We start from the raw sequence: 26,460 nt of genomic DNA on the forward strand, positions 1-26,460 counted from the left end.
ACTCCTTTGAATTGCCCCAAAAAAGTTGGCCTCACTTTTTTGGGGTTTTTCTGTTTAGGTATTCATCTGCACTTAAAGTAAACCAAAAAATAATGCTCTGTTGTGACTGCTTAGGATCAATATTGCATCAAAGTAATGCCTTTAATGTGAACTTAATAATAGTCTGCAGCTCTATTGGCAGGTATATGAATCCTAGATGTAAACATCTTCTAAATAGGTAAAACTATGGGTATGGTTTTTCGTCCAGCATTACTAGCCACTTGTGTGGCAATGCTTGTGGCTTGTGACTCGACAGATAAGACAGAGTCTACTAGCAAAGTTTCTGAGTCCTCTGTCAGCACAACACCGGCAACGCCAGTGCAGCAAGCTCCAGCGGCTAAGCCTAAGCTGAGCGAGGCTGAGTTAGCGAAAAACTATGCTGGGCAAAGTATGCGTGTTGTTGATGCATCTGAAGTGGAGTATCAAGGTGCAAGTAGCATTCTATTAAGTTTCTCTGTACCACTAAAAAGCGGGCAGTCTTACAATAACCTGATTAGTTTAGTTGATACTAAGAAAGGTAAAATTGATGGCGCTTGGGAGCCTACAGAAGATGGTTTTGGCTTACGGATGCGCCATATTGAGCCTAATCGTGTACTTAAGCTGAGTGTCAATAACGTACTTGGTGTGAACGATGCTAAGCAACAGGCTGAGTTTGAACAGACAATCAAAACCCGAAACTTACAGCCAACCGTAGGCTTTGCTAGTTCAGGATCTTTATTACCTACTGAAATTATTGCTGGTTTACCTGTGACCACCATTAACGTTAACCAAATTAACGTTGAGTTCTTTCGTGTCAAAGAAGATCAGTTGTCAGGTGTTTTGCGTGATCTTTATAGCTCCAGCAATATGAGTCCGTGGGAGTTTGAGCAAATTAAAGACCGTTTAGAGTTTGTCTATACGGGGGTTTATAAGTTAGAACCTGCTAAAAATACTCGAGAAACAGTGATGTTACCTGTTTCTGATGCTAAAGAGCTTAAACAGCCAGGCATGTATTTTGCCATTATGCGCCAAGCAGGCGACATGAGTTATAGCCAGCCAATGACCTATTTTAGCCTGACAGATATTGGTTTATCTGTGCATGCTAGCGCATTAGACCTTGATGTCTTTGCCCAGGCTTTAGCAGGTGGTGCCGCCCTTAAAGACGTTGAAGTTGTTATCTATGATGTTAAAGGTAAAGTCATAGATAGCGTTAAAACAGATAACAAAGGTCATGCGCGTTTCACTAATGTGGATTACAAGACAGCGCGCTTAGTTGCAGCTACTAAAAATGGCCAGACTACAGTTTTACAACTCAACAAACCAGCACTGGACTTAACTGAATTTAAAGTAGGTGGTCCGCAGTACAATGCTCAGCAGTTATTTGTATTTGGTCCACGTGATCTTTATCGCCCAGGTGAGACCGTTTTACTCAATGCGCTCTTGCGTGATGCTGATGGTAAACCTTTGCCAGCTCAGCCAGTTAAAGTCAAAGTTATGCGCCCAGATGGCAAAGAAGCACGCAGCTTCACATGGCAAGCGGATAGCGATGGTTTCTATCAATATAATTTACCTATCTCAGCAGAAGGGCCAACGGGTAGCTGGGATTTAATTATGGATTTAGGTGGTACTCAGCAAAGCTATAGCTTTATGGTTGAGGACTTTCTACCTGAGCGTTTAGCACTTGAGCTTAAAGGTTCAGAAGCGCCTATAGGTTTGAATGAAAAACTGGTTGTCGATATCAATGGTCGTTATTTGTATGGCGCTCCTGCCAGTGATAATCGTGTTACGGGGCAAGTTTTTGCACGCCTAGCGCGTGAGGCTGTACCTTCATTGCCTGGCTATCATTTTGGTGATGTTACGCAAAAGCTAAACCAAAATTTCGAGTTAGACGAAATCAAGCTAGATAGTAAAGGTATTGGGCGCTATACCTTAAATTCAGATTGGGCGGATGTGAAATCTCCCGTTAATTTAATTGCGCAAATTAGCTTGCTTGAATCTGGTGGCCGTCCAGTTACTCGTCGCTTCACTCAACCAGCATGGCCAGCCAATTTCCTGCCTGGAATACGTAGTCAAGCAGGCAGTGAAACCAATGATGGCGCTATTGCTAAGTTTGATATTGTGTACAGCAACTTTGCAGGCGAGCGCATGGCCGCAAATAACTTGCAAGTACGTTTAATCCGCGAACGTCGTGATTATTATTGGAGTTATTCTAATGAAAATGGCTGGCGCAGCCATTACACCCAGAAAAACTTAGTACTAGCTAATCAAGATATCTCCATTGAAAAAGATAAGGCAACTACCGTTGAGTTTCCATTAGATTGGGGTCCTTATCGCGTTGAAGTAGAAGATCCAAAAACTAAGCTGATTTCCAGTACTCGTGTTTGGGCAGGTTACTGGTGGCAAGAAAATACTGAAGGCGGCAATGTACGCCCTGACCAGGTAAAACTTGCCTTAGATAAACCCGCTTATAAAGCAGGAGACAAAGCTAAAATTACTGTCACTCCACCAGCAGGAGGCAAAGGCTATTTGCTAGTGGAATCCAGTGATGGGCCTTTATGGTGGGAAGAAATTGAAGTAGGTGCAGAAGGTAAAACCTTTGAAGTACCTGTAGATAAAGACTGGACCCGTCATGATCTATATATTAGTGCGCTTGTTGTACGTCCAGGTGAGCGTAAAGCTAATGTTACGCCAAAACGTGCGGTAGGTGTATTGCATCTGCCATTAGACCGTGCTGAGCGCAAGCTCGATGTTGCTTTGAATGCGCCGAAAAGCATTCGTCCTAACAGCAAGCTGCCTGTTGAGGTACAAGTGCTTGACAGTAACGGTAAGCCAGCGAAAAAAGCACGTGTTTTAGTTGCCGCAGTGGATGTGGGTATTTTAAATATTACGAAATACCAAACACCTAACCCATTTGAAGCCTTCTTTGGGCGTAAAGGCTATGGCATTGATCAGCGAGATGTATATAGCTCATTGATTGAAGGTGATGGCAAGCTAGCGACCTTAGCCTATGGTGGTGATGCTGCACTCGCTGATGGTGGCGCGCGTCCAAAAACTAGCGTAACTATTGTGGCTAAACAAAGTGAAGTGTTAACCCTAGACGAAAATGGCAAGGCGACAGTTAACCTTGATATTCCTGACTTTAATGGCCAAGTGCGGTTAATGGCTCAAGCATGGACAGCGCAAGACTTTGGTGTGCAGGAAGCGGCGACTACTATTGCGGCTCCGGTTGTAGCGGAAATGTCAGCGCCACGCTTTATGGCTGGCGGTGATGAAAGTACGTTTGCCTTTGATGTCACTAACCTAACAGATGAAGAGCAAAAACTCACAGTAAGCATTCAAACTGAAGGCTTACTCAGCGTTAAAGGCGAATCTGAGCATAGCTACAGCTTGAAAAAAGGTGAGCGTACTACGCTTAAGTTACCTATAGTTGCGAAAGGTGGTTATGGTCAAGGCACTGTCAAATTGAAAGTCAGTGGTTTGAACTTGCCTGATGTGAAAAATGCAAGCTTTGATCGTGAATGGAAAATAGGCGTTCGTCCAGCATTTCCAGGTCGTTTAGAAAGCTTTAAAGCCTTAATTCAACCGAATGAACAATGGCAGTTACCAGCAGGCGCTTTAGATAGGTATCAACCAGAAGGTTTAGAAGCCTTGTTAACGGTTTCGAGCTTACCGCCATTGAATGTGGGCGCACATATTCGCGCGTTACGTGCTTATCCTTATGGCTGTGTTGAGCAAACCACCAGTGGTTTATTCCCATCACTCTATGTTGACAGCGCCACTTTGCAAGGCTTAGGCATTGAAGGTGAAACGGATAAAGAGCGTCGTGAAAAAGTAGAGATAGGTATTAGTCGCCTATTAAGCATGCAGCTTAACAATGGCGGTTTTGCAATGTGGAGCGCTGATGGTTCAGAGCAGTATTGGGCAACGGTTTATGTCACAGACTTCTTATATCGTGCTCGTGAACAAGGTTATGCAGTGCCAACCAAGGCACTAGAAAAAGCCAGTCAACGTACATTGCGTTACCTCAATGAGGCGCATTTAATTGATGGTTATACAGACCGCCTAGAAGGCACCCGCTTTGCTGTTCAAGCCTATGCCGGTTATGTGCTAGCTCGTAATAAAAATGCGCCATTAGGCCAGCTACGTAAGCTCTATGAGCGCCGTGCTAAAGCAGAAACTACCTTGTCTTTGGTGCAGCTAGGGATAGCTTTAAAACTTATGGGTGATGAGCTTAAAGCGAAAGAAGTGATTGACCAAGCCTTAAATATGCCTGTGCGTTCTAACCAATACTGGTTAGGTGATTATGGCTCATCATTACGTGATCAGGCGCTTATCATTTCCCTTCTTAATGAGCATAAATACCGTGAAGATTTAACGGCTGATATGCTAATGAGCTTGTCAAATGACTTAGGTAATCAAACCTACTTATCTACGCAAGAGCGTAACGCTTTATTTATGGCAGGTCGTAATTACCTCAACCATAAAGAAAAACCTTGGAATGCGGCGATAGTCATGGGCGACAAGCTTGAAAACATTAACAACAGTAAGTCGGTTGTACGTTTAGGCTTGGCGCAGTTGGAAAATATGAATGCCGTTAAAGGTGATGTAGAGCATAAACTCTATCAACGCATGGAGATTTCAGGTTATCCAAATAAAGCACCTGAACCAACCTCAAATGTACTAAGTATTGAACGTCAATACTTAGATACTAAGGGTGAGTTGATTGATATTAACAATCTGAAAAGTGGTGATTTGGTGCTAGTGCACTTAGCCATTCGTGCTAATAAACAACGGGTGAACGATGCTTTGTTGGTTGATATGTTGCCTGCAGGTTTAGAGCTAGAAAACCAAAATTTAGGTAATAGCTCAGCTAGCTTGGCTGATAGCAGCACTAAAGTAAAAGGCTGGATGCAGTCTATGGCCAATGCGCGTATTGAGCATCAAGAATACCGGGATGACCGTTATGTCGCTGCGTTAAATGTGAACTCTTACAATACAACGCATGTGCTGTATTTAGCGCGGGCCGTAACACCAGGTACTTACCTAGTTCCGCCTCCTCAAGTGGAGTCAATGTACCGCCCTATGTGGCATGCGATTGGTGAGACGCCAAGCACACTTAGAGTTCGCGCTAAGTAAAAATTGCGAAAACCCTCAACCGCTTAGTTATGTATCAATAACTAGGCGGTTTTTTTATGGCATAAAAAAGTTGTCGCATGCTTGTCATGTCTTTAGGTTGTAATGAATCTGTAAGCAGTTTGTCGCTTACTAGTCAGGAGATTTACATGATGCAAAGCTCTGTAGCGGATCACAGCAAACCAAGATTATACGTGCTTGATACTAACGTGCTAATCCACGACCCCACCGCGATGTTGAACTTTGAGGAACACCAAGTAGTGATTCCCATGACCGTACTGGAGGAGCTTGATCATCTTAAATCAGGAAAACCAGCTGTAGCCGTTGAATGCCGTCAAGCTATTCGGTTGATTGATCAACTCATTGGTGATGCTAGCCCAGCTGAACTAGAAAAAGGCGTGCCTATTTTACGTGTTGATGGCAATACTTTAGGGCGTTTGTCTATTGCTTTGCAGCTTAATGGGGAAGTGGTAAAACGCTTGCCTAATACCATTAATGACAACCGAATTATTAACTTGCTAGCTATTTTGCAAGAAGATTATCCACAGCATGAAGTTGTCTTGGTCAGTAAAGATATTAACTTGCGCATTAAAGCAAGGGCTTGTGGTATAGAGGCTGAGGATTATCACACTGATCAGCTAATTGACGATATTTCATTATTACCAAAAGGCTATCATGAATTTTCTGACAGTTTCTGGGATGGCGTGGACAAGGTTGAAACGCGCCAAGAGCTAGGCGTTACTTATCACTCTATTGCGCTAAATGATGATTTACCTAGCATGCACATGAATGAGTTTATTCTCGACGAGCAAGGTTTTGTCGGCTGGATTAAAGAAATTGATGATAAGCGCCTGTTGGTGAAGGATCTGTCCAATGACAACTTGTTACAACAAGAAGCTTGGGGTTTAAAACCAAGGGATATTTATCAAGCTTTGGCACTCAAAGCCTTGCTTGATCCTGATATCCATCTGGTTAACCTGACAGGAGCTGCAGGTTCGGGAAAAACTATTTTGGCACTGGCTGCGGCGATTGAGCAAACCATGTCAGAAAAGCTGTATCGCCGCATTATTGTGACGCGAAGTGTGCAGGGTTTGGACGAAGATATTGGTTTTTTACCAGGCACTGAAAAAGAAAAAATGGAGCCTTGGTTAGGTGCTATTACAGATAACCTTGAAGCATTACATCTAGATGATGAAAATCCGAAGGGCAGTGTGGAATATATTTTAGACCGCATACCTTTACAGTTTAAATCGCTTAACTACATTCGAGGACGCAGCTTTCAATACAGCTTTTTATTAATTGATGAGTGTCAAAATCTTACACCTCATCAAGTAAAAACTATCATTACCCGTGCCGGCAAAGGCACTAAAGTGGTTTGCTTAGGAAACCTAGCACAAATTGATACGCCTTACCTTTCTGCAACAAGCTCAGGTCTAACCTATTTAACGGAACGCCTGAAGGACTTTTCAGGTAATGTACATATTACTCTGCAAGGTGTGCCACGCTCACTATTAGCAGAATATGCCGATGCTAACTTATAAGTAACACTTAACATCAAAGGAGCTATTTCTGAGCTCCTTTGATTATTTATACTGAGCACAAAATGAAAATATATTTAGTATTACTACTGTCTTTTATGCCATTAGTAGCCTTTTCTGCACAGGCTAATTATCCTGACGTGTGTGCAAAAATTGAGGCTACCATTGAAAATAACACCTTTACGCTATCTACTACAGAACTAGGTATAGATCCTAAACAGATAATAAGGGAACAAACACAAGTTAAAGTCTTAGCCATTAACCCTGTAACCCCATTGTTAATTAAGCAGTATGCAGATGCAGCGGATGCTAATATGCGAGATATTTATTTTTCTATTTATAGAGAGGGCAATCCATTAGTGATGGTTGTTCAATACACCTATGTTAATGCGAAAAAACAAGAAAACGTATTTATTTCATCAGCTGTCGTGAATGACGAAGAATGCTCAGTTTCGTTTGATAAATACTTAACCGTAAAACGCGAATTTTAACGATATAGATATAAATTGGTAACTAACCAGCTAGCCTATATTGAACTAGCTGATGGGTTTAGTTAACTATTTTATGCCTTCACTTTTAAACTCAATTTTACCGCTGGCAATAGCTTCTAGTATTCTTTCTGTAGTTTGATCTTCAGGTACGGCTGCTTGATAGCGCTTAAAATGTTTTACAGCGTTTTCTTTATCGCCTTTGTATAAGTAAAACATGCCTAATGACCAGTATGCTCGCTTATCGCCTAACGCTAGTGCTTTTTCTAGTAGTGGTTGGGCATTTTGTGGTTTACCTGAATCGAGTAAAAAGACACCAAGAAATAGATAGCCAGCGGCTGACTCAGGATGCTCTGTAATATAGCGCTGACTGTAGTCAACAGCCATTTCTGCTGCACCTTTGATATCTAGGTTATGTCCAAGACGAGCCATTTGCATACTCAGTTGTAGAACATGCGGGTTGTTATCTTTTTCCTTAACAATTATTTGGGCTATTTTTAAGAGTTTAAATGCATCTTGTGTTGCTGCTTTTTTATCTGCTTCATCATCAAATTTGGTTGGGTAGTTCTGCGCATATTTTCCAATGTTGATTATTGCAGCTTGGTATTCTTGAATATTAAATTGGTTGTTGCTTGATGTCTGACTGATAATTTTTTCAAAATTGGCGGGCTGATAGGAGCCTGCTATTGCTGAGGTTAAAAAGGATGAGCTAATTAATAAGCTCATAATTAGTTTTTTGATCATATAAATAATATCCTTCTATACTTAAATGAATAAACTTATTTAGCTTAGTGGTTTTTCTTTTTTATTCCAATAAAAGTCTGTTGTTTTGAATGCTAAAAAGAGCACCGAAGTGCTCTTTTATTTAACGCTGTAATAAATGCTCAGGAGGCATTTGGCAGTCAAGTTTCCCACCAAGTAAAGCTTCAATGGCGGGTAAAGCAAAGGCGTCATCTTCACCTGCAAAACTGATGGAAACGCCTTCTGTCCCTGCACGGCCTGTACGTCCGATACGGTGCACATAATCGTCTGGATTTTCTGGCAAGGTGTAGTTGATGACGTGGCTGATATCATCAATGTGAATACCGCGGCCAGCAACATCGGTAGCCACTAAGACCTGTAGTTTACCGGCACGAAAGTCTTCTAGAACACGAACGCGTTTATTCTGCGCCACATCACCAGACATCTGTGCTGCTTTAATACCATCGCGACGTAGTTTTTCTTCAATACGGCGTACTTCATCTTTACGGTTGGCAAATACCATCACCCGAGGCCAGTTATTTTCACGAATAAGGTTGCGTAATAAGGTGTATTTGTCATGGCTGGCAACGGCATACACATGCTGTTCAACAGTATCGCTTGCTACGCTTTCAGGTTCAATTTCAACTACCGCAGGATCAAGCGTCCATTGTTTGGCAAGATTCATTACATCTTCAGTAAAGGTGGCTGAAAATAATAGGGTTTGGCGCTGACGTTTATGCGGTGTTTGGCGAATAATTTGGCGTACTTGTGGGATAAAACCCATATCTAACATGCGATCAGCTTCATCTAAGACTAATACTTCAACCATGTCTAAATGCACTTCGCCACGATGGTTGAAATCAAGTAAACGCCCAGGTGTAGCTACCAAAATATCACAGTATTTGCTTTCAAGTTGACGTAGTTGTTTGTCAAACTCCATGCCGCCTACAAAACTCATAACGTTTAGCCCGCAATATTTGCAAAGCTGTTCTGCATCTTTAGCAATTTGAATGACGAGCTCACGTGTAGGCGCAATAATCAATGCGCGCGGTTCGCCCATGTAGCGTTCATCCGGTACAGGGGTTTCCAGTAGCTGACTAATAGTGGAAATTAAAAAGGCAGCGGTTTTTCCCGTTCCTGTTTGTGCCCGACCAATAGCATCAGCACCACGTAAAGTATGACCTAAAACCTGTGCTTGGATAGGTGTGCAATAACTAAAGCCGGCTTCTGCAATAGCACGCATCAAGCTAGCTTCTAATGGGAAATCATGGAAGCGTGTTTTATTGGGAACAGCCTCTACTTTAAATTCATCAATTGACCATGCGCTAACAGGTGTCGCTGGCTTAGGTTTAGATTTGTACTTTTTATTCTTAGTGTTGCGTTTGTAGTTTTTCTCTTGACGCGCTGGCTTATTAGGGACAGCAGAAGTGGCTGGCGGCTTAGGAGCGCTGGGAGTAGTTTGAGGCGATTTACTACCAAATAGGTTTTTAAGTGCTTTGAGCACGGCAATCTCTTTATTAAATAAAAACGACAGTGTATAGGAATTATTCGATGAATTATAACTGTTAACTGACCGTTAAGCTGTTTCTATTAAGTGTGTCTGTAAAAAACGTGCAATATCTTTGATTTGGCTAAGGCAAACTTCATGCTGCATAGGGTAGTCGTGCCAAGTAACGGGCTGTTGCAGTTGCTGTAGTTGAGCAAAAGCAGCTTTGCCAAGCTCAGGGCTTACGACGTCATCCTGAGTGCCATGCATACAAAGCGTAGGGTGTTTATGTGTGCTGTATTGAGCGGTTGGGGGAAAGTCAGGGGCATAGGTTGAGAGTGCCAGTACAGCCGCTAGTGGTCTATCCCAGCGTCTAAAAGCAGTATGTAACGTGACAGCGCCGCCTTGGGAAAATCCAGCTAATACCAAGCGTTGAGCAGGAATACCTTGAGCTATTTGTTGTTCTAGAAGGTTAATGATGTGATCACAGCTTTGGTTAAGATCAAGCAGATTTACTTGCCGAATATTGTGCTCCATCCGTAAAATATCGTACCAACTAGGCATTGTGTAGCCGCCATTGACGGTCATCGCTCGCATGGGGGCTTGTGGCAAAATAAAACGCGTGGCAGGCAAGGTTTTTTGTAGCATGCGAGCGACAGGTTCAAAATCACTGCTTCCTGCGCCTAATCCATGCAGCCAAATCACACAAGAATCAGCTGGTTGTAGCGCTTCAATCTGTAAGTCATACATTGGTTTTGCTCTCAAATCGACCAGCAGCGCGGTTTTTTATAACCTTGCCTGCCTCAAATAGGTTGCCATTCATGGCAATGTAAATCCCTTTTGATAAACACTGTAATGCGCCAAGGGCAAAGCCCAAATTGAAGGGAGCATCTGTTTCGCGCATGCGTGCAGGTTGCATAGCGCCAACGAGTACAACAGTTTTGCTGCTAATACCTAATAAAGCTTCTGCAGTGATTGGCATGGTATCAGTGCCGTGGGTAATTAAAATCTTGTCTGCGCTGCAAGCTTGGACTGCGTCAACAATCAGCTGCCGATCGTCATCTGTGATCTCTAAGCTGTCTTTTTTAAGTAGGCTGCTAACTTGGTAGCTAAAGCTAACTTGGGCTTGCTGTAGAATATCAGGCGCGCAAGGCTCGCCAATCGAAAACTCAGATAAGGCATCAAAGTAGATTTTGTCGAAGGTGCCACCTGTAGTGAAGATCTGAATTGACATGGTAATCTTCCGCCAATAAAAGCCTGTATTATCCTCAATTAAACCTGACTAAACCAGCTAACAGTAGAATGACAGAAGAAAAACAGAAAACATGGTTTGTGTACTTAGTGCGAGCTGAAAATAATGCGCTCTACTGCGGTATTAGTGATGATCCCCAGAGACGTTTTGAAAAACACAAAAGTGGAAAGGGCGCGCGATTTTTTAGCACCAGCCCAGCGTACTCACTAGACTATATAGAAGCCTGTGGCAGCAAGTCGGCCGCGTTAAAACGTGAATGTGCGATTAAAAAACTGAGTAAGGAAGCTAAAGAAAGACTAGTGAGAAGTGCTATAGCAGCGGCGGAAAACTAACCAGTGGTAGAGCTTTAGCTATATGAATATGACCAGTTAGTCAATAAAAAATCGATATTAGATACTTAGACCATTATCTACCATATCTCTTTATATTTTTCAGTTAATGTTTGCCTTCCTAACAACAAAAACAATAGGGTGAATCATGTCAATGATCTCAACTTCCCGCGTGACTCAACTTTCCATTGCCTTGGCTGCGTGTTTTGCATTCTCAGCAACAGCTGCTGTAAAAAATCCTCATGCAGCAGAAAGCATAGGTACAGTGCAGCAAGTTTATGATGGCGCGCTAATGCCAGATGTTCAAGCTAATACCTTCCGTAATATTGATCGTTTATTTGCCACAGCTGATATTAAACATGATGCAAAAAATGTTTTGCCGCTGCCTAAAGCAGAAAAACCGTTAGCTAATATTCATGTGCAGGTAAATGGCAAAGATTATGATCTTTATGATTATGTGTCAGTCAATCGTGTAAGTGGTTTATTAGTCTTAAAAAATGGCAAGATTGCGCATGAAAATTACCAGCTAGGCAATACAGAAGACACGCGCTGGATGTCGATGTCTGTGGTTAAGTCAATCACTGCGACTTTAATTGGGGTCGCTATTCATGATGGCTATATTAAAAATATTGATGATCAAATTACGCTTTACCTGCCTGAGCTAAAAGGCAGCGCTTATGATGGTGTCACTGTACGTAATTTGCTGCAAATGGCGTCAGGTGTGAAATGGAATGAAACCTATACTGATCCAAAGTCAGATCGTCGCGCTATGTTGGAAGTTCAAAACGCACAAACACCAGGTGGTGTGCTTAAATTAATGGCGCATTTACCACGCGCAGCAGAACCAGGAACGCGTTGGAATTACAGTACAGGTGAAACCCATGTAGCCGGTGCCTTAGTCCGTGCAGCTGTTGGTAAACCTGTTAGTCAGTACTTATCTGAGCGTATTTGGAGTCAGGTGGGTATGGAGTCTGATGCTACTTGGTGGTTAGAATCGCCAAATGGTTTAGAGGTAGGCGGAAGTGGCTTATCCGCAACCTTGCGTGATTATGGGCGTTTTGGCTTATTCCTGTTAAATGATGGTGTAATAAAGGGTAAACGAGTTTTACCTGAAGGCTGGATGAAAGAAGCGGGCAGCCCTAAAGTCGTCAATGGTGAAACCGTTAACTACGGCTATATGTTATGGCCAATTCCGAATGCTAAAGGTACAGCTAATGAAGGTGCTTTTGAGGCTAGAGGGATTTTTGGGCAGCATGTGTACGTCAATCCGAAAGAAAACGTAGTTATTGTGGTTTGGAGCGCTTTGCCAAAACCACAAAATAAAGCCACAGTACCTGATAATGATGTCTTTGCAGCCATTGTTGAACAGCTACGCTAAGCTTTAAATAGGTAAATAAAACGCCCACTTTATAGTGGGCGTTTTGATGTGTGTTTCTTATTCGTATGCGCCTTGCATTGGACGTAATTGCACTTCTACACGGCGGTTGTCTTGGCGGCCTTGCGCTGTTGAGTTAGACGCTATAGGTTGATCAGGACCTACTCCTTGAATATTTAAACGCTGGGCTGAAACGCCTTGGCTTTCCAAATAATAGCCAACACTTTGCGCGCGACGTTTGGAAAGCTGCATATTAAAACTACGGCTTCCAGTGTTATCAGTATGACCTACCACTTCGACAATACTTTGATTGTACTGTTGTAGTGAGCGGGCTAAGTCATTTAAAGGGCCATAAAAATTGCCTGCAATTTCATCTGAACCTGTGGCAAAGGTAACATTGCCTGGCATTACTAAGGTTAGCAGATCGCCTTCGCGCTGAATATCAATGCCAGTGCCTTGCATGCTACGACGTAATTCAGCCTCTTGACGATCAAGGTAATAGCCGTATCCACCCGCAGCTGCACCGCCAATAGCGGCACCAATTAAGGCACCTTTGCCTCTGTCGCGTTTACTTGAGGTGGCCGCTCCAACTGCAGCGCCAGCTAGGGCGCCAAGGCCCCCATAAATAGCAGTTTTATTTGAACTGCCTTGGTTAGCTTGCGGGTCATAAGGATTGTGACTGGCGCAACCTGCCAGCAAGGTAAAGGCAGTGGCTGTAGCAATAAGTTTTAACGCTGAATTCATATGTCTATTCTCCAAATAGCCTTGCGGCTAATGCGCTATAGATAGCTATAATAATTAAGAAGTTCCTTAAGCTTTTACGAAAGGGTTGCTGCGCATTTCGGCACCAATACTTGTATCTGGGCCATGCCCTGTAACAACGACAGCCTCTTCATCTAATTGGTAAAGGCGTTGACGGATAGACTTTTCAATAGTATTGAAATCGCCTCCCCATAAATCGGTGCGGCCAATGCTGCCTTTAAATAAGGTATCTCCAGCAATTAGTAGCTTATCTTGGGCAAACCAAAAGCTCATTGAGCCAGGTGTATGCCCTGGTGTATGAATAGCCACACCACAGCCGCAAGCCAGTTCTTGATCATCACTGAGCCACTGATCAGGTTCAGGTACTGGCGTGTATGGAATGCCAAACATATTGCATTGCATTTCTAAGGCGTCCCATAAAAACTTATCTTCTTTATGTAAATGCAAACTGGCCCCTGTTTTCTCTTTCATTAGACCTGAGGCTAGAAAGTGATCGAGGTGCGCGTGGGTATGAATAATGCTGACGACTTTTAATCCTAGCTGATCTAAACGCGCCAGAATAAGCTCATGATCTCCACCTGGGTCTACCACTATGGCTTTCTTGGTTAGAGGATCACCAATAATAGTGCAGTTACATTGCAACGGGCCTACAGGAAATGTTTCACGGATTAAGCGTGGTGTGGCAGTGCTCATAGACCGTCCTTAAGCTAAAATAAAACCAGTGTAACATAGGGAGGTTAGGATGCTTGCAACTCAATCTGAACCTGAGTAATAGCGTTTTGAATACGGTCAATAAAGGCTGATTCTTGATGGTATGTCATTACTAATCTATCCATTGCGCGTGTCATCGCTACATAAAATAAACGTATATCGTCATCTTTACGTTCTTCTTTAATGCCTAATGTATGGAAACTTGGGATAAATACACTGTGAAATTCTAAGCCTTTACTAGAATGCATAGAAACAATTTTAACGCTAGGCTCACCTTTAAACAGCTCAGTCCTATTGTTTTTATTACGTGAGGATATAAACGGAATATGTAAACGGCTGAGTGCTTGCTCGGCTGTTTCAGCGTGATCATTTGTTGCAACAATAATCGCAATATCATTAAGTGAAATGCCTTGATCAATTTCATGCTGTACTAATTCTGCTAGATTACGCCACTCAGCTTCTTTTGAGGCAAATTTAAGTAGCTTAGGCAAGCAGCCGCGGCGACCTGCGCTTTCAGGCGCCAGTGTTGGAATATTGTCATCGACAGCATTAATGCCCTTGAGCAACTCATTCCCAAAATGCTTGGCTGTAGCTAATATTTCTAAGGTATTACGGTAGTTTAGCTTTAAAATAGTTGTTCGCCCTTGCGCTTGTATACCTACACTGGAAAAGGTGAAGCCTAAGGATTTTTTGCCATAAATAGATTGTGCGTCATCATAAAGTACCAGTAAGGCATTTGTTTCAGAATCAACCATAGGCACTATCATGCGTAGCCAGTCAGGCTCAAAATCATGTCCTTCATCTATTAAAATGGATGCATAACGTGCTTTGGGAATGCGACCATCCTGTATTGCATTAGCACAACTCTGCTCTAGACGATTTAGGTAAGATCCAGAACCCTCCAGCAAAGGCACATTATATTCTTTAAGCAGTTGTGTACACCAACCATGAAAATGTAGCACCTGTACCTTGTCGCTGTTTTTTTGCGACTTAATCATCTGCTCTAAACGGCTAGCAAGTGCTTTGTTAAAGCATAAAATAAGAATTGGTTTGCTCACTCCGCCGGCTAAATAAGCACTGCGATAGCTTAAGATCATAGTTTTACCACTACCAGCCACTCCATGAATAACTCGATGGCCAGCGCCTAATGAACGCGCGAGCTGTTCTTGTTGTAAGTCCATTACTTGCATAATGCTAGGTAGTGGCGCTTGCTTTTCAGTGAATAAACCAAACTGAGCACTGGCTGTGTTAATGCGAACCTCTGGATAAAGATGCCAACGCACACGGTCAATTTGTTGATTGTTTAGATGGCAAGGAAACCTCTGTAAAAACATATTCCATAGTCGCTGCTGGAAATCTTCTGCATCAACAGATTCGTACATTTCGTCTTGGCAAATAACACGATTAGCGTCAAGCACTAAATCTAACCCAGCATTATTAAATTGCTTACGAGTAATATTTGTCAGTATCACCCCAAAACCATAAGGCATGATTAAATGGCCTTTATAAGGCGCCTTACTTTGGCATAGTGCCGGATCTTTTTGTAAGCTAACAGCGGTGGCTAATGCATAAATACGAGCCTGGGTTTGGGGGTTTTTAACAGAGATACTCTCTTGCTCATGGCTATGCATCTCGCCATAGTCCTTGCGTAAGGTAAGGATGTTTTCTAACTTCCAGTCTTTGGCTTCAAGCACGAGTAAGCCACGATTAGGATGCAAAATGATAAAGTCAGGCTGTAGTGCTTTTTCGCCTACAGGTACATTAAACCAGCACAAATAATCATCTTCTAATTTTTGCTTAAGACGCTCAGCTACGCGACGTTCACCAGCAGTGTCAAAACTACAGCTGGATAAAGAGGGGAAGAATACAGCCATGACACAAAGAGTCCTTCAATTAAAATGCTAAATTCAAAATAACATTGCCATTACTGTTTTAGGCGAGGGAAGAATAAGGTGCAAAGCAGATAGGGTAAAGCGGCTAAGATTAAACCTTGGCCGCTTTAGAGGAGATTAGTGCAGTTTCATACGAGGGTGGGTGCGTTTTCCAATGTTATCACTAATCATCAGCAAGCCTGTACGGAAGAAACCATAAAGAGCAATTTGGTGCAGGCGATATAGTGAAATATAGAACATACGTGCCAGCCAGCCTTCGACATTGACTGAACGCATGACAGTTCCCATAAGGTTACCAACCGCACTAAAGCGCGAGAGTGATACCAAAGAACCGTAATCTTTATAGCTGTACTCAGGATAGTTGGTTTTGCCTTCAATACGCAGCTTCATTGTTTTGGCTAGCAGTGATGCCTGTTGGTGTGCTGCTTGAGCACGAGGAGGGACATTGCGCCCACTGCCGTCATCTAATGCACAGGCGGCACAATCGCCTAGTGCAAAAATATTTTCATCTCTTGTGCTTTGCAGGTTTTTATTAACCACAATTTGGTTTATACGGTTAGTTTCTAATCCGCCAAAGTCTTTAAGAAAGTCAGGACAGCGCACGCCCGCCGCCCATACTTTTAGATTGGCTGGAATATGCTTGCCATCTTTAGTGGTTAGGCCTGTGGCTGTGATATCGGCTACAGCAGAGTTAGTGAGGACACGTACATCAATTTTAAGCAATTCGCGGTGGACATCTTGCGCTATTTTTTCTGATAGTGCAGGAAGAATACGAGGGCCTGCTTCGATCACGTTAATGGTCATATCTTCAGGTTTAATTTTGTCTAAACCATAGCTAGAGAGCATTTGTGAGGCGTTGCGTAACTCGGCGGCTAGTTCTACACCTGTTGCACCCGCACCTACAATAGCAATACTAATGTCTTTTTTTGCACCTTCGCCTTCGCCTTCGTCTGCTGTCGCTTGTGCTGTGAGATATTGTGCTAGTAATTGGCGGTGGAAATCTAAAGCATTGGCTTGAGTGTCTAGGAACAAACAGTGTTCTTTTGCACCTGGCGTACCAAAGTCATTGGTGATACTGCCAACGGCGATGATTAGCGTGTCGTAATGAATATGGCGCGCAGGCACTAGCTCTTTGCCTTTATCATCCAATGTGGCAGCGAGTTCGATTTGTTTAGACGCGCGATTAATGCCACACATTTTACCAATTTGAAATTCAAAAAAATTCCATTTGGCTTGCGCTACGTAGTTCAGCTCGTTTTCATTATTATTTAATGAGCCTGTTGCTACTTCATGTAGTAAAGGTTTCCAGATATGCGTTAGGTTAGCGTCGACTAAGGTAATTTTGGCCTTACCTTTTTTACCTAGTTTACGACCGAGTTTGGTTGCGAGCTCGAGTCCGCCAGCGCCACCGCCGACGACAACGATTCGATGAGACATAGGATAGTCCTGTGGGTAGTCAAAGAAACTTGATATGCAGTCGAGTAGGTGATTACTCGGCTGCAAAGATAGGGGTTCTCATTGCTACAGTGAATAGCTGCACGGTGAAAAATTGCAGCAATTTTAGACGCAATTACTAAGAAAATAGTAGTTAAATTGTTGATAATCATTACAAATGCGCCATTTAATGAGGGTTGTAGCTACTTCTCTAATACTAAAGTTGTATGTGGTTTTATGTCGCACACACTGTATCGAGTGAATGCTTATAAGATGGTTAATAGTTAACGCCTAAATAATAGATAGCGTAATACTACTTTGTATCAAGAGTTGGAACCTTTAAACTGCTACTTTATTCCATCAATGATGAGCATGGCGTGTATGCAATTAGCTAAGCTAATTAAGGTGGTTATGGTTGCAGGCTTTGGTCCTGTCAGTCAGGATCATATGGCGAGTCAAGCATTTTATTTGAATCATTTAGGCTTGCCGCGGCGGCCACTGCCAGAAAATCTAGATTATCTTTTTTGTGAATCTTCACAATTGCAAGGTGCTAAGCATTTTGCCATCTGGCCGTTGGCACAAGCAGCACCATCTTGTTTCTCTAGTCTAGTTTGGCCAGAAAAATATAAAGTGCCTCAAGCGTGGATTGAGTTTGAAGTTGAAGACTTGCTCCTTGCAACATAGCAATTAGAGGTGCAAGGTTATTCGTTATTAGTTGCTAACCGTGAAGAGCCTTGGGGCAACGTGTTTCTCGTGTGCTAAGCCCAGAAGGTTTATTGGTTGGATTAACTGTTACACCGTGGTTACGTAATAATTAGTTTGAAAATAGCATGTAAATATGGAGATGACTTTAATGCAGTATCAAACAGGTATTCTGACTAGCCCTGTACCCGATGCAGGACGCCATCTGTTTTTTAAAATCCAAGATGCTAAGGCTGTGCCTGCAGCACTGGCTCGTTTACAAGAATGGGAAGGGCAAGCAAAAGCCGTTCTTGGTATGGGCAAATCCTTAACTCAAGCACTTGGCAAAAACTTGCCATTATTGCGTGTATTTCCAGCGTTGACTGGACCAGCGGTAGAAGTGCCCTCTACCCAAAAAGCGCTTTGGTGTTGGCTTTATGGTACTGATCGCGGGAAGTTGTTACTCCAAGGTCAACAGTTACAAGCCCTGCTAATGCCTGCGTTTGAGCTAGTAGAAACGCTTGATAGCTTCCGTTATTTAGATGGGCATGATTTATCAGGCTATGAAGATGGCACGGAAAATCCGCAAGATGAGGATGCATTAGCCGCTATTTTGGCAGAGGATGCGCCTGGTGGAACCTATGTTGCAGTGCAAAAATGGCAGCATAATCTCGCTCGTATGGCTGGCTTTGCACAGCAAGAGCAGGATCATATTATTGGACGTCGTTTATCTGATAACGAAGAGCTAGAAGAGGCTCCAGAGTTTGCCCATGTTAAACGTACAGCGCAAGAAAGCTTCGAGCCTGAAGCCTTTATGGTGCGTAAGTCGATGCCGTGGATTGAGGGCGAGCGCTCAGGCCTGCACTTTGTTTCTTTTGTAAAAAATCTTGATGCCTTTGAGGTCCAGCTGCGCCGAATGGTAGGTGAGGAAGATGCTATTGTTGATGGCTTATTCCGTTTTAGCCAACCATTAACAGGCGGGTATTACTGGTGTCCACCAGTTAAGAACGGAAAGCTTGATTTAAGCTTTTTGTTGTCATAGTTGATACTTGGTCAGCCTTAAATAAGCTGACGTTATTTGAGTTAAGCCTCGGCTGTCTGAACTGCCCCAAAACGCTAGTCAAACTTTTTAGGGGCAGTTTATTACGAGGCTTTTTTATTTACTCAATTAGTTTGACGTTCACGTATCCATAGCACAGTACCACCTGCTACAGCAGCGGGCATAACAATAAGGTTTAAGATAGGCACCATTAGTAATAAGTAAGTAATACCGCCAAAGCTAAGGGATGTCATACGCTTAGTTTGTAACCAATTCAGCATTTCTGGCCAGCTGACTTTATTGTTATCGGCTGGGTAGTCAATGTACTGAATAGCCATGGACCAAATGTTAAATAGCAACCATAAAGGCGCAGCAACAATATTGACGCCAGGAATAAATGAGAGCACCAGTAAGCCCAGTGCGCGTGGTAAGAAATACCCAAGTTTACGCATCTCACGCCCTATAGTGCGCGGAATCATGGCACTAAATTCGCCCCATGAAAAAGGCGGAAAATGATCTTCTCCGCGTACATAAACTTCCACTTTTTCTGCCAGAAGCCCATAAAAAGGCGCCGCGATAATGCTACAGAGCATGGTGAAAGTGAACAAAAAAATCAGCACCATTAAGGCAACTACTAAAATCCATAAAATAAACTGTAGCCAGCTTAACCAGTCAGGTAGCCAACTAATCATGCTATCAATCCAGCCATGAACACGGGTGATGCTGTAGTAGATCAAACCTGCAAAAACTAATAGGTTAATCAAAATGGGAGCTATGACAAATCGTCGCATCCCAGGTTGGCGAATAATATTGAAGCCTTCTTGTAAATATTGAGGCCCCGTTAAAACCTTAGCTTGCATAGATAACTCCGAGAATTGACCAAAAAATAGTGGTCTAGTCGGCTAAATCCATAAAAATGGATGGGTGTTTGCCTAGTTTAAATCGTGTAGTCTAACGTCATCAGTTTTTGCTGAACATACCTTTGTTCAGATACCGAATTTTACAACAAGTTTTATTAGGAGCGTTTTGATGTCTGAAGTTCGCCATGCCAAAGTAATCATCCTTGGCTCGGGGCCAGCAGGATATAGTGCTGCGGTGTATACCGCACGTGCCAACTTAAAACCCTTGTTAATTACAGGTATACAGGCGGGCGGGCAGTTAACGACCACCACTGAGGTAGACAACTGGCCAGGCGATGCTGAAGGTTTAACAGGCCCTGCCTTAATGGAACGTATGCAAGCGCACGCTGAACGTTTTGAAACAGAGATTGTATTTGATCATATCCACACGGCTGAGCTTAAACAAAAGCCGTTTAAACTGATTGGCGATAGCGGTACTTACACCTGTGATGCATTAATTATCGCTACAGGTGCCAGTGCTCGTTACTTAGGTTTGGCCTCAGAAGAAGCTTTTATGGGTAAAGGTGTATCTGCTTGTGCGACCTGTGATGGCTTTTTCTATCGGGGTCGTGAAGTTATTGTTGTGGGCGGTGGTAATACGGCCGTTGAAGAAGCGCTATACCTTTCTAACATTGCCAGTAAAGTCTATTTAGTACACCGCCGTGATAGCTTCCGTGCTGAGCGTATTGAGCAAGATAAACTTATGGCAAAGGTAGCTGAAGGTAAAATTGAGCTAAAAACCAATGCGCAATTAGAAGAGGTGCTAGGCAATGACATGGGCGTTACAGGCGCGCGTTTAATTAAAAATGATGGCTCTAAAGAAGAATTGGCAGTGGACGGCATTTTTATTGCCATTGGTCACACGCCTAATACTTCTTTATTTGAAGGGCAGCTAGCGCTGCGTAATGGTTATATGCAAGTCAAAGGGGGCAGTGAAGGTAACGCTACGGCAACGAGTATTGAAGGTGTCTTTGCGGCAGGTGATGTCGCTGATAGTGTTTACCGCCAAGCTATTACCTCAGCAGGTGCAGGTTGCATGGCAGCCTTAGATGTAGAGCGTTATTTAGAAGGTAAGTAATTTTATCTCTGCCTTAAAGCTGAGCTTAACTGCTCAGCTTTTTTACTTTGTTATTTTATATAGACTGATGATTGCTCGTAGGTCGTAATACTTTTGCAGTAACGCTCCTATTAATAACCTTATGCGTTAGCCTTTACTCTAGGGAATAGGCTTTTAATCTATATGGACAAGCGGCTCTCGCGGATACTGTATTTTATTCAACAGAAAGCCACGTAAAAAGTTAAGTTTTAATTGCTTGATAGAAATGCATGATGGAAGTCATGTAAAAACAAATGATGCTATGTGAAAATGTTTACGCCACTAGTTAATTAGTGGCGTAAAAATATAAATAAGGACTATTTATGAAAAATGTTATTTTATCTATTTTTTTATTAGCATTAGTAGGTTGCTCTGATAGTGAAAGCTCCCAAGGGTCTAACTTAAATGCATCCCAGAATGATGGTTATTCCGCTTATGAAAAAGATTATATGGAAGGCTGCACTAAGGGACGTAATAATCAAGCTTTTTGCCAGTGCACATTTAATCATATGAAAAAGCAAATTAGCTTAGAAGAAATGGAGCGTATTGATCGTGGTTTAGCTTCAGCACAAGATAAAGAAAAACTCACGCGAACTATTGTTCAAGTTATGATGGAATGCCAAAGCAGTTATTGATGATGTTGAAAATAGTGAAATCTGAATAAGGATGTTGGAATTAAAAAGTCTTAATTTTATTAATGGAAATCGATTAGCCATTGGCTGTAGCGATAATAAAAATAGCAACTACAGTGATCCTGTTTATCTTGTTTTTGAGAAAGGATTTATACAAATTTTAAGCCTAACTTAGAATAACTGGCTGTTTGCCCGTGCACTAGTTAAGAAAATTAAAAATTCCTAATATGGTTAGATAATTAAGCACATTAACGCCATAGGTTTTAGTGGGAGAGCTAGAAGGTATGAAGACTAGCTGGCGCTTATACTTATTTGTAGATAAGCGCTTCTAATGATTGATGTTAAGTAAAAAGTTGTGTGTTTCTAAGGTATATTTTTCTAAGCGACATTTAGTCTAAGGTGTGTAAAATATGCGACTTGTATCTCATACGCAAATAGCCATTAGAGCTTGTGCGTTCTGCCACTTAGGAGCCACCTTTGAAAACCTTACTGACCGCTTGCTTAGCTGCTGGCGCTGTCGCGTTAAGCGCAATAGCCCATGCTGATGAAAGCCCATTGCAATGGCACAATGAAAGCCTGACGTTATTAGCAGGCAAACACTATAAAGTGAATCCTCACCGTCAATATACAGCTACTTTTGAGCATGCAAGTGGCTGGTCGTGGGGGGATGTTTTCTTCTTTCTAGATAGTATTCATTACAAAAATGAAAAAGACGCTAACTTAGGTAAAAGTACTTATTATGGTGAGTTTACACCGCGCTTTTCTTTAGGAAAAATAACAGGTAAAGATTTTTCATTTGGTATTGTGCAAGATGTATTGCTTGCCACTACCTACGAGTTTGGTGAAAACCGCCAACATAACTATTTGATTGGTCCTGGTGTTGACTTAGCTATTCCAGGTTTTGATTATTTTCAGTTGAATCTGTATTACCGTAAATCGGACAGTAATAAAGTACCAGCAGGTGCTATTCAGGTTACACCTGTATGGGCTGTGACCATTCCTGTGGGTAATTCAGATATATTAATTGATGGTTATATTGATTGGGTTGTCAATAATAAAACGGCTAAGCGTAGCTCAGCGTACCATCAAAATGATTACCACGCTAACTTGCATATCAACCCACAGGTTAAATATGACCTTGGCAAGGCGTTAGGCTATGAAGCTAAACATCTTTATGTGGGCTTTGAATATGACTACTGGAAAAATAAGTATGGCATCAAAGACAGCAAGGGTTTTAGAACAGACCAAAATACCTATAGTGCCTTAGTGAAGTACCACTTCTAATAAGCAAAAAGCCCAAATACTGTTTGGGCTTTTTGCTATAGCGTGCGGCAACCTTGAGGTAATGACGCTTTTTTAAGGTATTGCCGAATCTCACTGGCCAAGCCAGCAGCGGCAGGGGATAAGGGATGATCTTGATGGGTAATTAAGCATAATGAGCGCAGCATTTGTACATCATTTAATAATGCAAAACCTAATTTGGGCGTGCGCACACGATGGGCAATTAACGCAGGCAATAATGCAATGCCTAAACCGTTCTCAATCATGGAAGATTGAGCAGCTGTGCTCGAGGCTTCATAAAAGGGAGTAGAAGCTTCTAAAGGAAGATCTGCTCTGGCGCTAAGGACAGCCATAATCCCAGTTTCGCCTGTAACCCCAACAAAGCGTTGCCCCTTAAGTTGAGCAAGGCTGATGCTATGGTCACTATTTAATTGAATAGATGGATCCTCTAAACGGTATAAAATGCCAAATTGATCTTCGACTAAAGGCTCGCATTCGAGCCCATAAACATCAGCCCAGCGGCTGGTAAGACCAAAGTCTACCTCGCCTTTTGCCACCAAATTTTGAATTTTCTCTGCGCTATCATCGCAAATATTAAGCCTAACATTAGGATATTTTTGGCTGTAGGAACGCGCGGCTGGAGCAATTAATCCATTAATCGCAGAAAGCGCGGCAGCGACTTTTACCTGCCCCTCTTTTTGCTCACTAAATCGCAGCACATTACCTACTGCATTATCAAAATCGGCCAGTAAGCGAATCACGCGAGGCAAGAATTCCTGCCCGATAGAGGTCAATGAGACACGTCGGCTGGTGCGTGATAAGAGGGTGGTTCCCAAGGCAGTTTCTAACTGTTGGATTAACCCCGTAATGGATGATTGGGTTTGACATAAACGATGCGCAGCACGTGTAAAACTGCCTTCTTGTGCGACGGCCACAAAGGCATTTAGGTGCCTCAAAGTGATGTTTTTGGTAAGCCTATTAATTGTCATATGTGATTAATCAATAAAAATAAACGATTTTTAATATAGATCATCGCTTGCTAATAATAAATTGTCGACTCGTAATGAGTGAACTACGACTTAGGCATAGCAAAGATTGCAGCACTTGTTAGAACGGCCTGACAAGTGAGTAGTAAGTTTAAGTGCAAATGAAAATGAACTACAAAAAAGGGTGTTACAAAAAATAAATACAGCAACACGCAAAATAAGCCAGTGATCTAGTAAAGCGTGCCAATGTAGTAAAAAGGATTGCATTCTTTAGTCTGTGCCAGTACTTCCGTGGATAAAAAGCGTATTACTGCTTAGAAATTACGCCAATGAGATCATGATACAAGTGATCAAGGGGATAAATATGACATTGATTCAACCAATGCCAACTGGCAAGCGTAATGCAGCCATAGCTATTTTTTTAGTGGGTTTAGCCATTGCGCTGTATATGCACTTTATGATTCCTGGGCAAGCTTCTTTGCTAGGTTTAACACCTGTAATTATCTTTGCGGTGGTGGCTTTATTAGGCGTTGATATTGTTTTAGCAACCATAGGCGCTATTGTGCTTGGCGCTATTATGACCAGCACCACCCCCGTTGAGATGGGGAAACTACTAGCAGAGTCTTTAGGCTCATTTATTGCGGTGGTTGGGCTGATTATTGTTCTCGGCGCAGGTGTAGGCGAGGTTGCCGCTAGAACAGGTGCAGCAGAGCAGCTAGTACGTGCCGTGGTTAAGCAGGTGGGCTTATCCAATAGTGTGCGTGTGCGTTTGGGTATCATGATAGCTTCAACATTAATTTGTGGTGCATTAGGTACCTTATCAGGTGGTAATGCCATTATTGCGGCTGTAGTTATTCCTATTGCGGCTGCCGTACGCATTACTCCTCCTACAGTGGCTGCTTTATTTCAAAGTGCAGGCTCAGTTGGCTTAATTCTCGGACCTTTCACACCTAATGTGGTAACTGTTACAGGTTTAACTGGCTTGAGCTATGTTGAGTATTTAATGGTTGCAGGCTTACCTATGGCAGCGGCTACTCTACTAACAGGGTGGTTTATGTCAGGTCGAATTCAAAAAATAACTGAGCCTCACTTTCAGTATGAAGAAGCTGCTTTAGGGCAGGCGGCAGCGCAATTGGATAAGCCAATGTCTAAGCTGTCTGTACGCGCTGCTTGGGCGTTTTGCTTGACTATTGTGATCCTAGCTACCCTAGGCATTATGGCTAAGGCTGGTTTTGCATTCGCTATTATTGTGATGTTGGCGTTAGGCACTACTACAGGACTAGCAGGCGGCTTATCACCACGCGCTATCTTAGAGGCCATGTATGCCGGTTCGGGCAAACTTATTTGGCTATTCTTCTTATTCTGGTTATTCAACCCTGTGCTGGTTTTGGTTGATCAACTCAATGCCTATAACACCTTGCTGGAAGTTGTACAGCCGTACTTGATTGGCTTAAGTGGTGCTGCACTGTGTATGCTCATTGTGGCCTTCAACGTGGTTGGGCATATCCCAGGGGCTGCGGTTGCACAGATGACCTTTACTGCGAAAATTTTTGGACCTTTCTTAGCTGCAGCAGGCGTTAGCCCAGCTGCTACTACTGCGGTTATCTTGGGTAGTTCGCAAATTGATTGGTTTGGACCTTTCCCTTCATCAGACATGTTTGGACAAATGGGTTTAGCGCGTTCAACGCAGCTGAAATACATGCTCTATAACGGCTGGGCAGTGATGATTGTCAATCTCATTATGTTTGCTGGGCTGTTTATGATTTTAGCCTAACGCCATAAAAATTAGGTGCTAGGCATACATATCGCCTAGTGCCTTACAGTTTAAGCAACCTAATAAGGATCACCTATGAAAACCACTCGCGTTGCTCTAATTCAGTTAAATAGCGCTACGGACCGAGAGCAAAACCTTGAGCAAATCGAGCGCTGGGTACTAGCCGCAGCCAATGATGGTGCGCAACTTATTATTACACCAGAGTACAGTGATGTGCGCGGCGATGCGCGGTGCTTGCAAGACAATGCTAGTTTTATTCCAGGCGTGGTGACTGAGCACATCGCCAGTTTAGCAAAGCGTACAGGCTGTTGGATTCATCTTGGCTCCATGCATGAAAAAACGAAGCGTGATCATCGCTTAGGCAACACAAGCTTAACCTTTTCCCCAATGGGAGAAATCGCTGCAAAGTACAGCAAAGTACATTTGTATGACGCTGTAGTTAATGGCTTGCCTTATAAAGAATCCGCTGATTTTTTCCATGGTGAGCATTTGCAAACCGTACAGGTTGGCGACTTAAAGCTAGGGCTCAGTATTTGTTATGACTTACGTTTTGCTGAGCTATTTCGAGCCTTACGCGCCCAAGGTGCCAATGTATTGGTAGTTCCTGCTGCCTTTAATGTGCATACAGGGCGTGACCATTGGGAAGTGCTATTGCGCGCCAGAGCTATTGAAAACCAGTGCTATGTGCTAGCCGCCGCGCAAATTGGTGGGCCAGGGCCGGCAATGCCGTGTTTAGGCCGTAGCATGATTATTGATCCATGGGGCACAGTGCTTGCCTGTATGCCAGATGAGACGGGTTACATCTGTGCGGATATTGATCCCGCTCGAGTAGCAAGTTTGCGTGAAAAACTACCTGCTTGGGAGCATCGTCGTCATGACTTGTATCCTGTAAGCGATAAGGTATAAGAGAGTA

22 protein-coding genes are annotated in these 26,460 nt (G+C 42.8%); 12 read left to right on the top strand and 10 right to left on the bottom strand.

What is annotated here, in order from left to right; genetic code table 11:
- The first annotated feature begins 231 nt into the window (after positions 1 to 231).
- From VQ643_RS06860 to VQ643_RS06870, 3 genes are all read left to right on the top strand, one after another.
- On the top strand, positions 232 to 5,154 hold the full coding sequence (locus VQ643_RS06860; protein WP_414198832.1) for an MG2 domain-containing protein: 4,923 nt from the start codon (positions 232 to 234) through the stop codon (positions 5,152 to 5,154).
- A 146-nt stretch (positions 5,155 to 5,300) separates the two neighbouring features.
- Positions 5,301 to 6,692, top strand: a complete 1,392-nt coding sequence (locus VQ643_RS06865; RefSeq protein WP_414198702.1) for a PhoH family protein — start codon at positions 5,301 to 5,303, stop codon at positions 6,690 to 6,692.
- A 62-nt stretch (positions 6,693 to 6,754) separates the two neighbouring features.
- Positions 6,755 to 7,180, top strand: coding sequence for a hypothetical protein (locus VQ643_RS06870; RefSeq protein WP_414198704.1), 426 nt, complete (start codon positions 6,755 to 6,757; stop codon positions 7,178 to 7,180).
- 66 nt (positions 7,181 to 7,246) lie between these two features.
- On the opposite strand, the gene VQ643_RS06875 is transcribed toward VQ643_RS06870, so the two are convergent.
- The 4 genes from VQ643_RS06875 to VQ643_RS06890 form a co-directional block, all read right to left on the bottom strand.
- Positions 7,247 to 7,921 (bottom strand): tetratricopeptide repeat protein, encoded by a 675-nt coding sequence (locus VQ643_RS06875; protein ID WP_414198706.1) that lies wholly within the window; start codon positions 7,919 to 7,921, stop codon positions 7,247 to 7,249.
- A 121-nt stretch (positions 7,922 to 8,042) separates the two neighbouring features.
- Positions 8,043 to 9,422: an ATP-dependent RNA helicase RhlB gene (gene rhlB / locus VQ643_RS06880; protein ID WP_414198707.1), complete on the bottom strand. Its 1,380-nt coding sequence runs from the start codon at positions 9,420 to 9,422 to the stop codon at positions 8,043 to 8,045.
- Positions 9,423 to 9,494: 72 nt separating this feature from the next.
- Positions 9,495 to 10,154 carry an alpha/beta hydrolase gene (locus VQ643_RS06885; protein WP_414198710.1) on the bottom strand — a complete coding sequence of 220 codons (660 nt, stop codon included), beginning with the start codon at positions 10,152 to 10,154 and terminating at the stop codon, positions 9,495 to 9,497.
- Entirely contained in the window at positions 10,147 to 10,638 is a 492-nt protein-coding gene (locus VQ643_RS06890; protein WP_414198712.1) for an asparaginase domain-containing protein, read from the bottom strand. The genes VQ643_RS06885 and VQ643_RS06890 overlap by 8 nt, the downstream gene beginning before the upstream one ends.
- Before the next feature lie 68 nt (positions 10,639 to 10,706).
- Between VQ643_RS06890 and VQ643_RS06895 the strand changes: the two genes are divergently transcribed.
- Positions 10,707 to 10,988 (top strand): GIY-YIG nuclease family protein, encoded by a 282-nt coding sequence (locus tag VQ643_RS06895; protein ID WP_414198714.1) that lies wholly within the window; start codon positions 10,707 to 10,709, stop codon positions 10,986 to 10,988.
- A 142-nt stretch (positions 10,989 to 11,130) separates the two neighbouring features.
- Positions 11,131 to 12,363, top strand: coding sequence for a serine hydrolase domain-containing protein (locus VQ643_RS06900; protein WP_414198834.1), 1,233 nt, complete (start codon positions 11,131 to 11,133; stop codon positions 12,361 to 12,363).
- 57 nt (positions 12,364 to 12,420) lie between these two features.
- Here the strand turns inward: VQ643_RS06900 and VQ643_RS06905 are convergent, their stop codons facing one another.
- From VQ643_RS06905 to VQ643_RS06920, 4 genes are all read right to left on the bottom strand, one after another.
- Complete coding sequence (locus tag VQ643_RS06905) at positions 12,421 to 13,104, bottom strand: OmpA family protein (protein WP_414198716.1); 684 nt, start codon at positions 13,102 to 13,104, stop codon at positions 12,421 to 12,423.
- Positions 13,105 to 13,170: 66 nt separating this feature from the next.
- Positions 13,171 to 13,815 (bottom strand): MBL fold metallo-hydrolase, encoded by a 645-nt coding sequence (locus VQ643_RS06910; RefSeq protein WP_414198717.1) that lies wholly within the window; start codon positions 13,813 to 13,815, stop codon positions 13,171 to 13,173.
- A 44-nt stretch (positions 13,816 to 13,859) separates the two neighbouring features.
- Positions 13,860 to 15,707 carry a 3'-5' exonuclease gene (locus VQ643_RS06915; protein ID WP_414198719.1) on the bottom strand — a complete coding sequence of 616 codons (1,848 nt, stop codon included), beginning with the start codon at positions 15,705 to 15,707 and terminating at the stop codon, positions 13,860 to 13,862.
- 135 nt (positions 15,708 to 15,842) lie between these two features.
- On the bottom strand, positions 15,843 to 17,162 hold the full coding sequence (locus VQ643_RS06920) for an NAD(P)/FAD-dependent oxidoreductase (RefSeq protein ID WP_414198721.1): 1,320 nt from the start codon (positions 17,160 to 17,162) through the stop codon (positions 15,843 to 15,845).
- A gap of 378 nt (positions 17,163 to 17,540) precedes the next feature.
- On the opposite strand from VQ643_RS06920, the gene VQ643_RS06925 reads away from it, so the two are divergent.
- Positions 17,541 to 17,843, top strand: coding sequence for a hypothetical protein (locus VQ643_RS06925; RefSeq protein WP_414198723.1), 303 nt, complete (start codon positions 17,541 to 17,543; stop codon positions 17,841 to 17,843).
- 160 nt (positions 17,844 to 18,003) lie between these two features.
- Positions 18,004 to 18,882 (top strand): Dyp-type peroxidase, encoded by an 879-nt coding sequence (locus tag VQ643_RS06930; protein WP_414198835.1) that lies wholly within the window; start codon positions 18,004 to 18,006, stop codon positions 18,880 to 18,882.
- A gap of 122 nt (positions 18,883 to 19,004) precedes the next feature.
- On the opposite strand, the gene cysZ is transcribed toward VQ643_RS06930, so the two are convergent.
- Positions 19,005 to 19,739, bottom strand: a complete 735-nt coding sequence (gene cysZ / locus VQ643_RS06935; RefSeq protein WP_414198725.1) for a sulfate transporter CysZ — start codon at positions 19,737 to 19,739, stop codon at positions 19,005 to 19,007.
- Between the two features lie 169 nt (positions 19,740 to 19,908).
- Between cysZ and trxB the strand changes: the two genes are divergently transcribed.
- From trxB to VQ643_RS06950, 3 genes are all read left to right on the top strand, one after another.
- Positions 19,909 to 20,856 (top strand): thioredoxin-disulfide reductase, encoded by a 948-nt coding sequence (trxB, locus tag VQ643_RS06940; RefSeq protein WP_414198726.1) that lies wholly within the window; start codon positions 19,909 to 19,911, stop codon positions 20,854 to 20,856.
- Between the two features lie 341 nt (positions 20,857 to 21,197).
- Positions 21,198 to 21,509 (top strand): hypothetical protein, encoded by a 312-nt coding sequence (locus VQ643_RS06945; protein ID WP_414198728.1) that lies wholly within the window; start codon positions 21,198 to 21,200, stop codon positions 21,507 to 21,509.
- Positions 21,510 to 21,983: 474 nt separating this feature from the next.
- Complete coding sequence (locus VQ643_RS06950; RefSeq protein WP_414198729.1) at positions 21,984 to 22,790, top strand: outer membrane protein OmpK; 807 nt, start codon at positions 21,984 to 21,986, stop codon at positions 22,788 to 22,790.
- 35 nt (positions 22,791 to 22,825) lie between these two features.
- Here the strand turns inward: VQ643_RS06950 and VQ643_RS06955 are convergent, their stop codons facing one another.
- Complete coding sequence (locus VQ643_RS06955) at positions 22,826 to 23,776, bottom strand: LysR family transcriptional regulator (RefSeq protein WP_414198730.1); 951 nt, start codon at positions 23,774 to 23,776, stop codon at positions 22,826 to 22,828.
- 361 nt (positions 23,777 to 24,137) lie between these two features.
- Here VQ643_RS06955 and VQ643_RS06960 point away from each other — a divergent pair, with 361 nt between their 5' ends.
- Positions 24,138 to 25,547, top strand: a complete 1,410-nt coding sequence (locus VQ643_RS06960) for a hypothetical protein (protein WP_414198732.1) — start codon at positions 24,138 to 24,140, stop codon at positions 25,545 to 25,547.
- A gap of 75 nt (positions 25,548 to 25,622) precedes the next feature.
- Positions 25,623 to 26,453 carry a carbon-nitrogen hydrolase family protein gene (locus VQ643_RS06965; RefSeq protein ID WP_414198734.1) on the top strand — a complete coding sequence of 277 codons (831 nt, stop codon included), beginning with the start codon at positions 25,623 to 25,625 and terminating at the stop codon, positions 26,451 to 26,453.
- Positions 26,454 to 26,460 lie beyond the last annotated feature (7 nt).

This window comes from Pseudomonas sp. F1_0610 (genome assembly GCF_047470865.1).
Taxonomy (GTDB): Bacteria; Pseudomonadota; Gammaproteobacteria; order Pseudomonadales; family Pseudomonadaceae; genus JAZDRH01.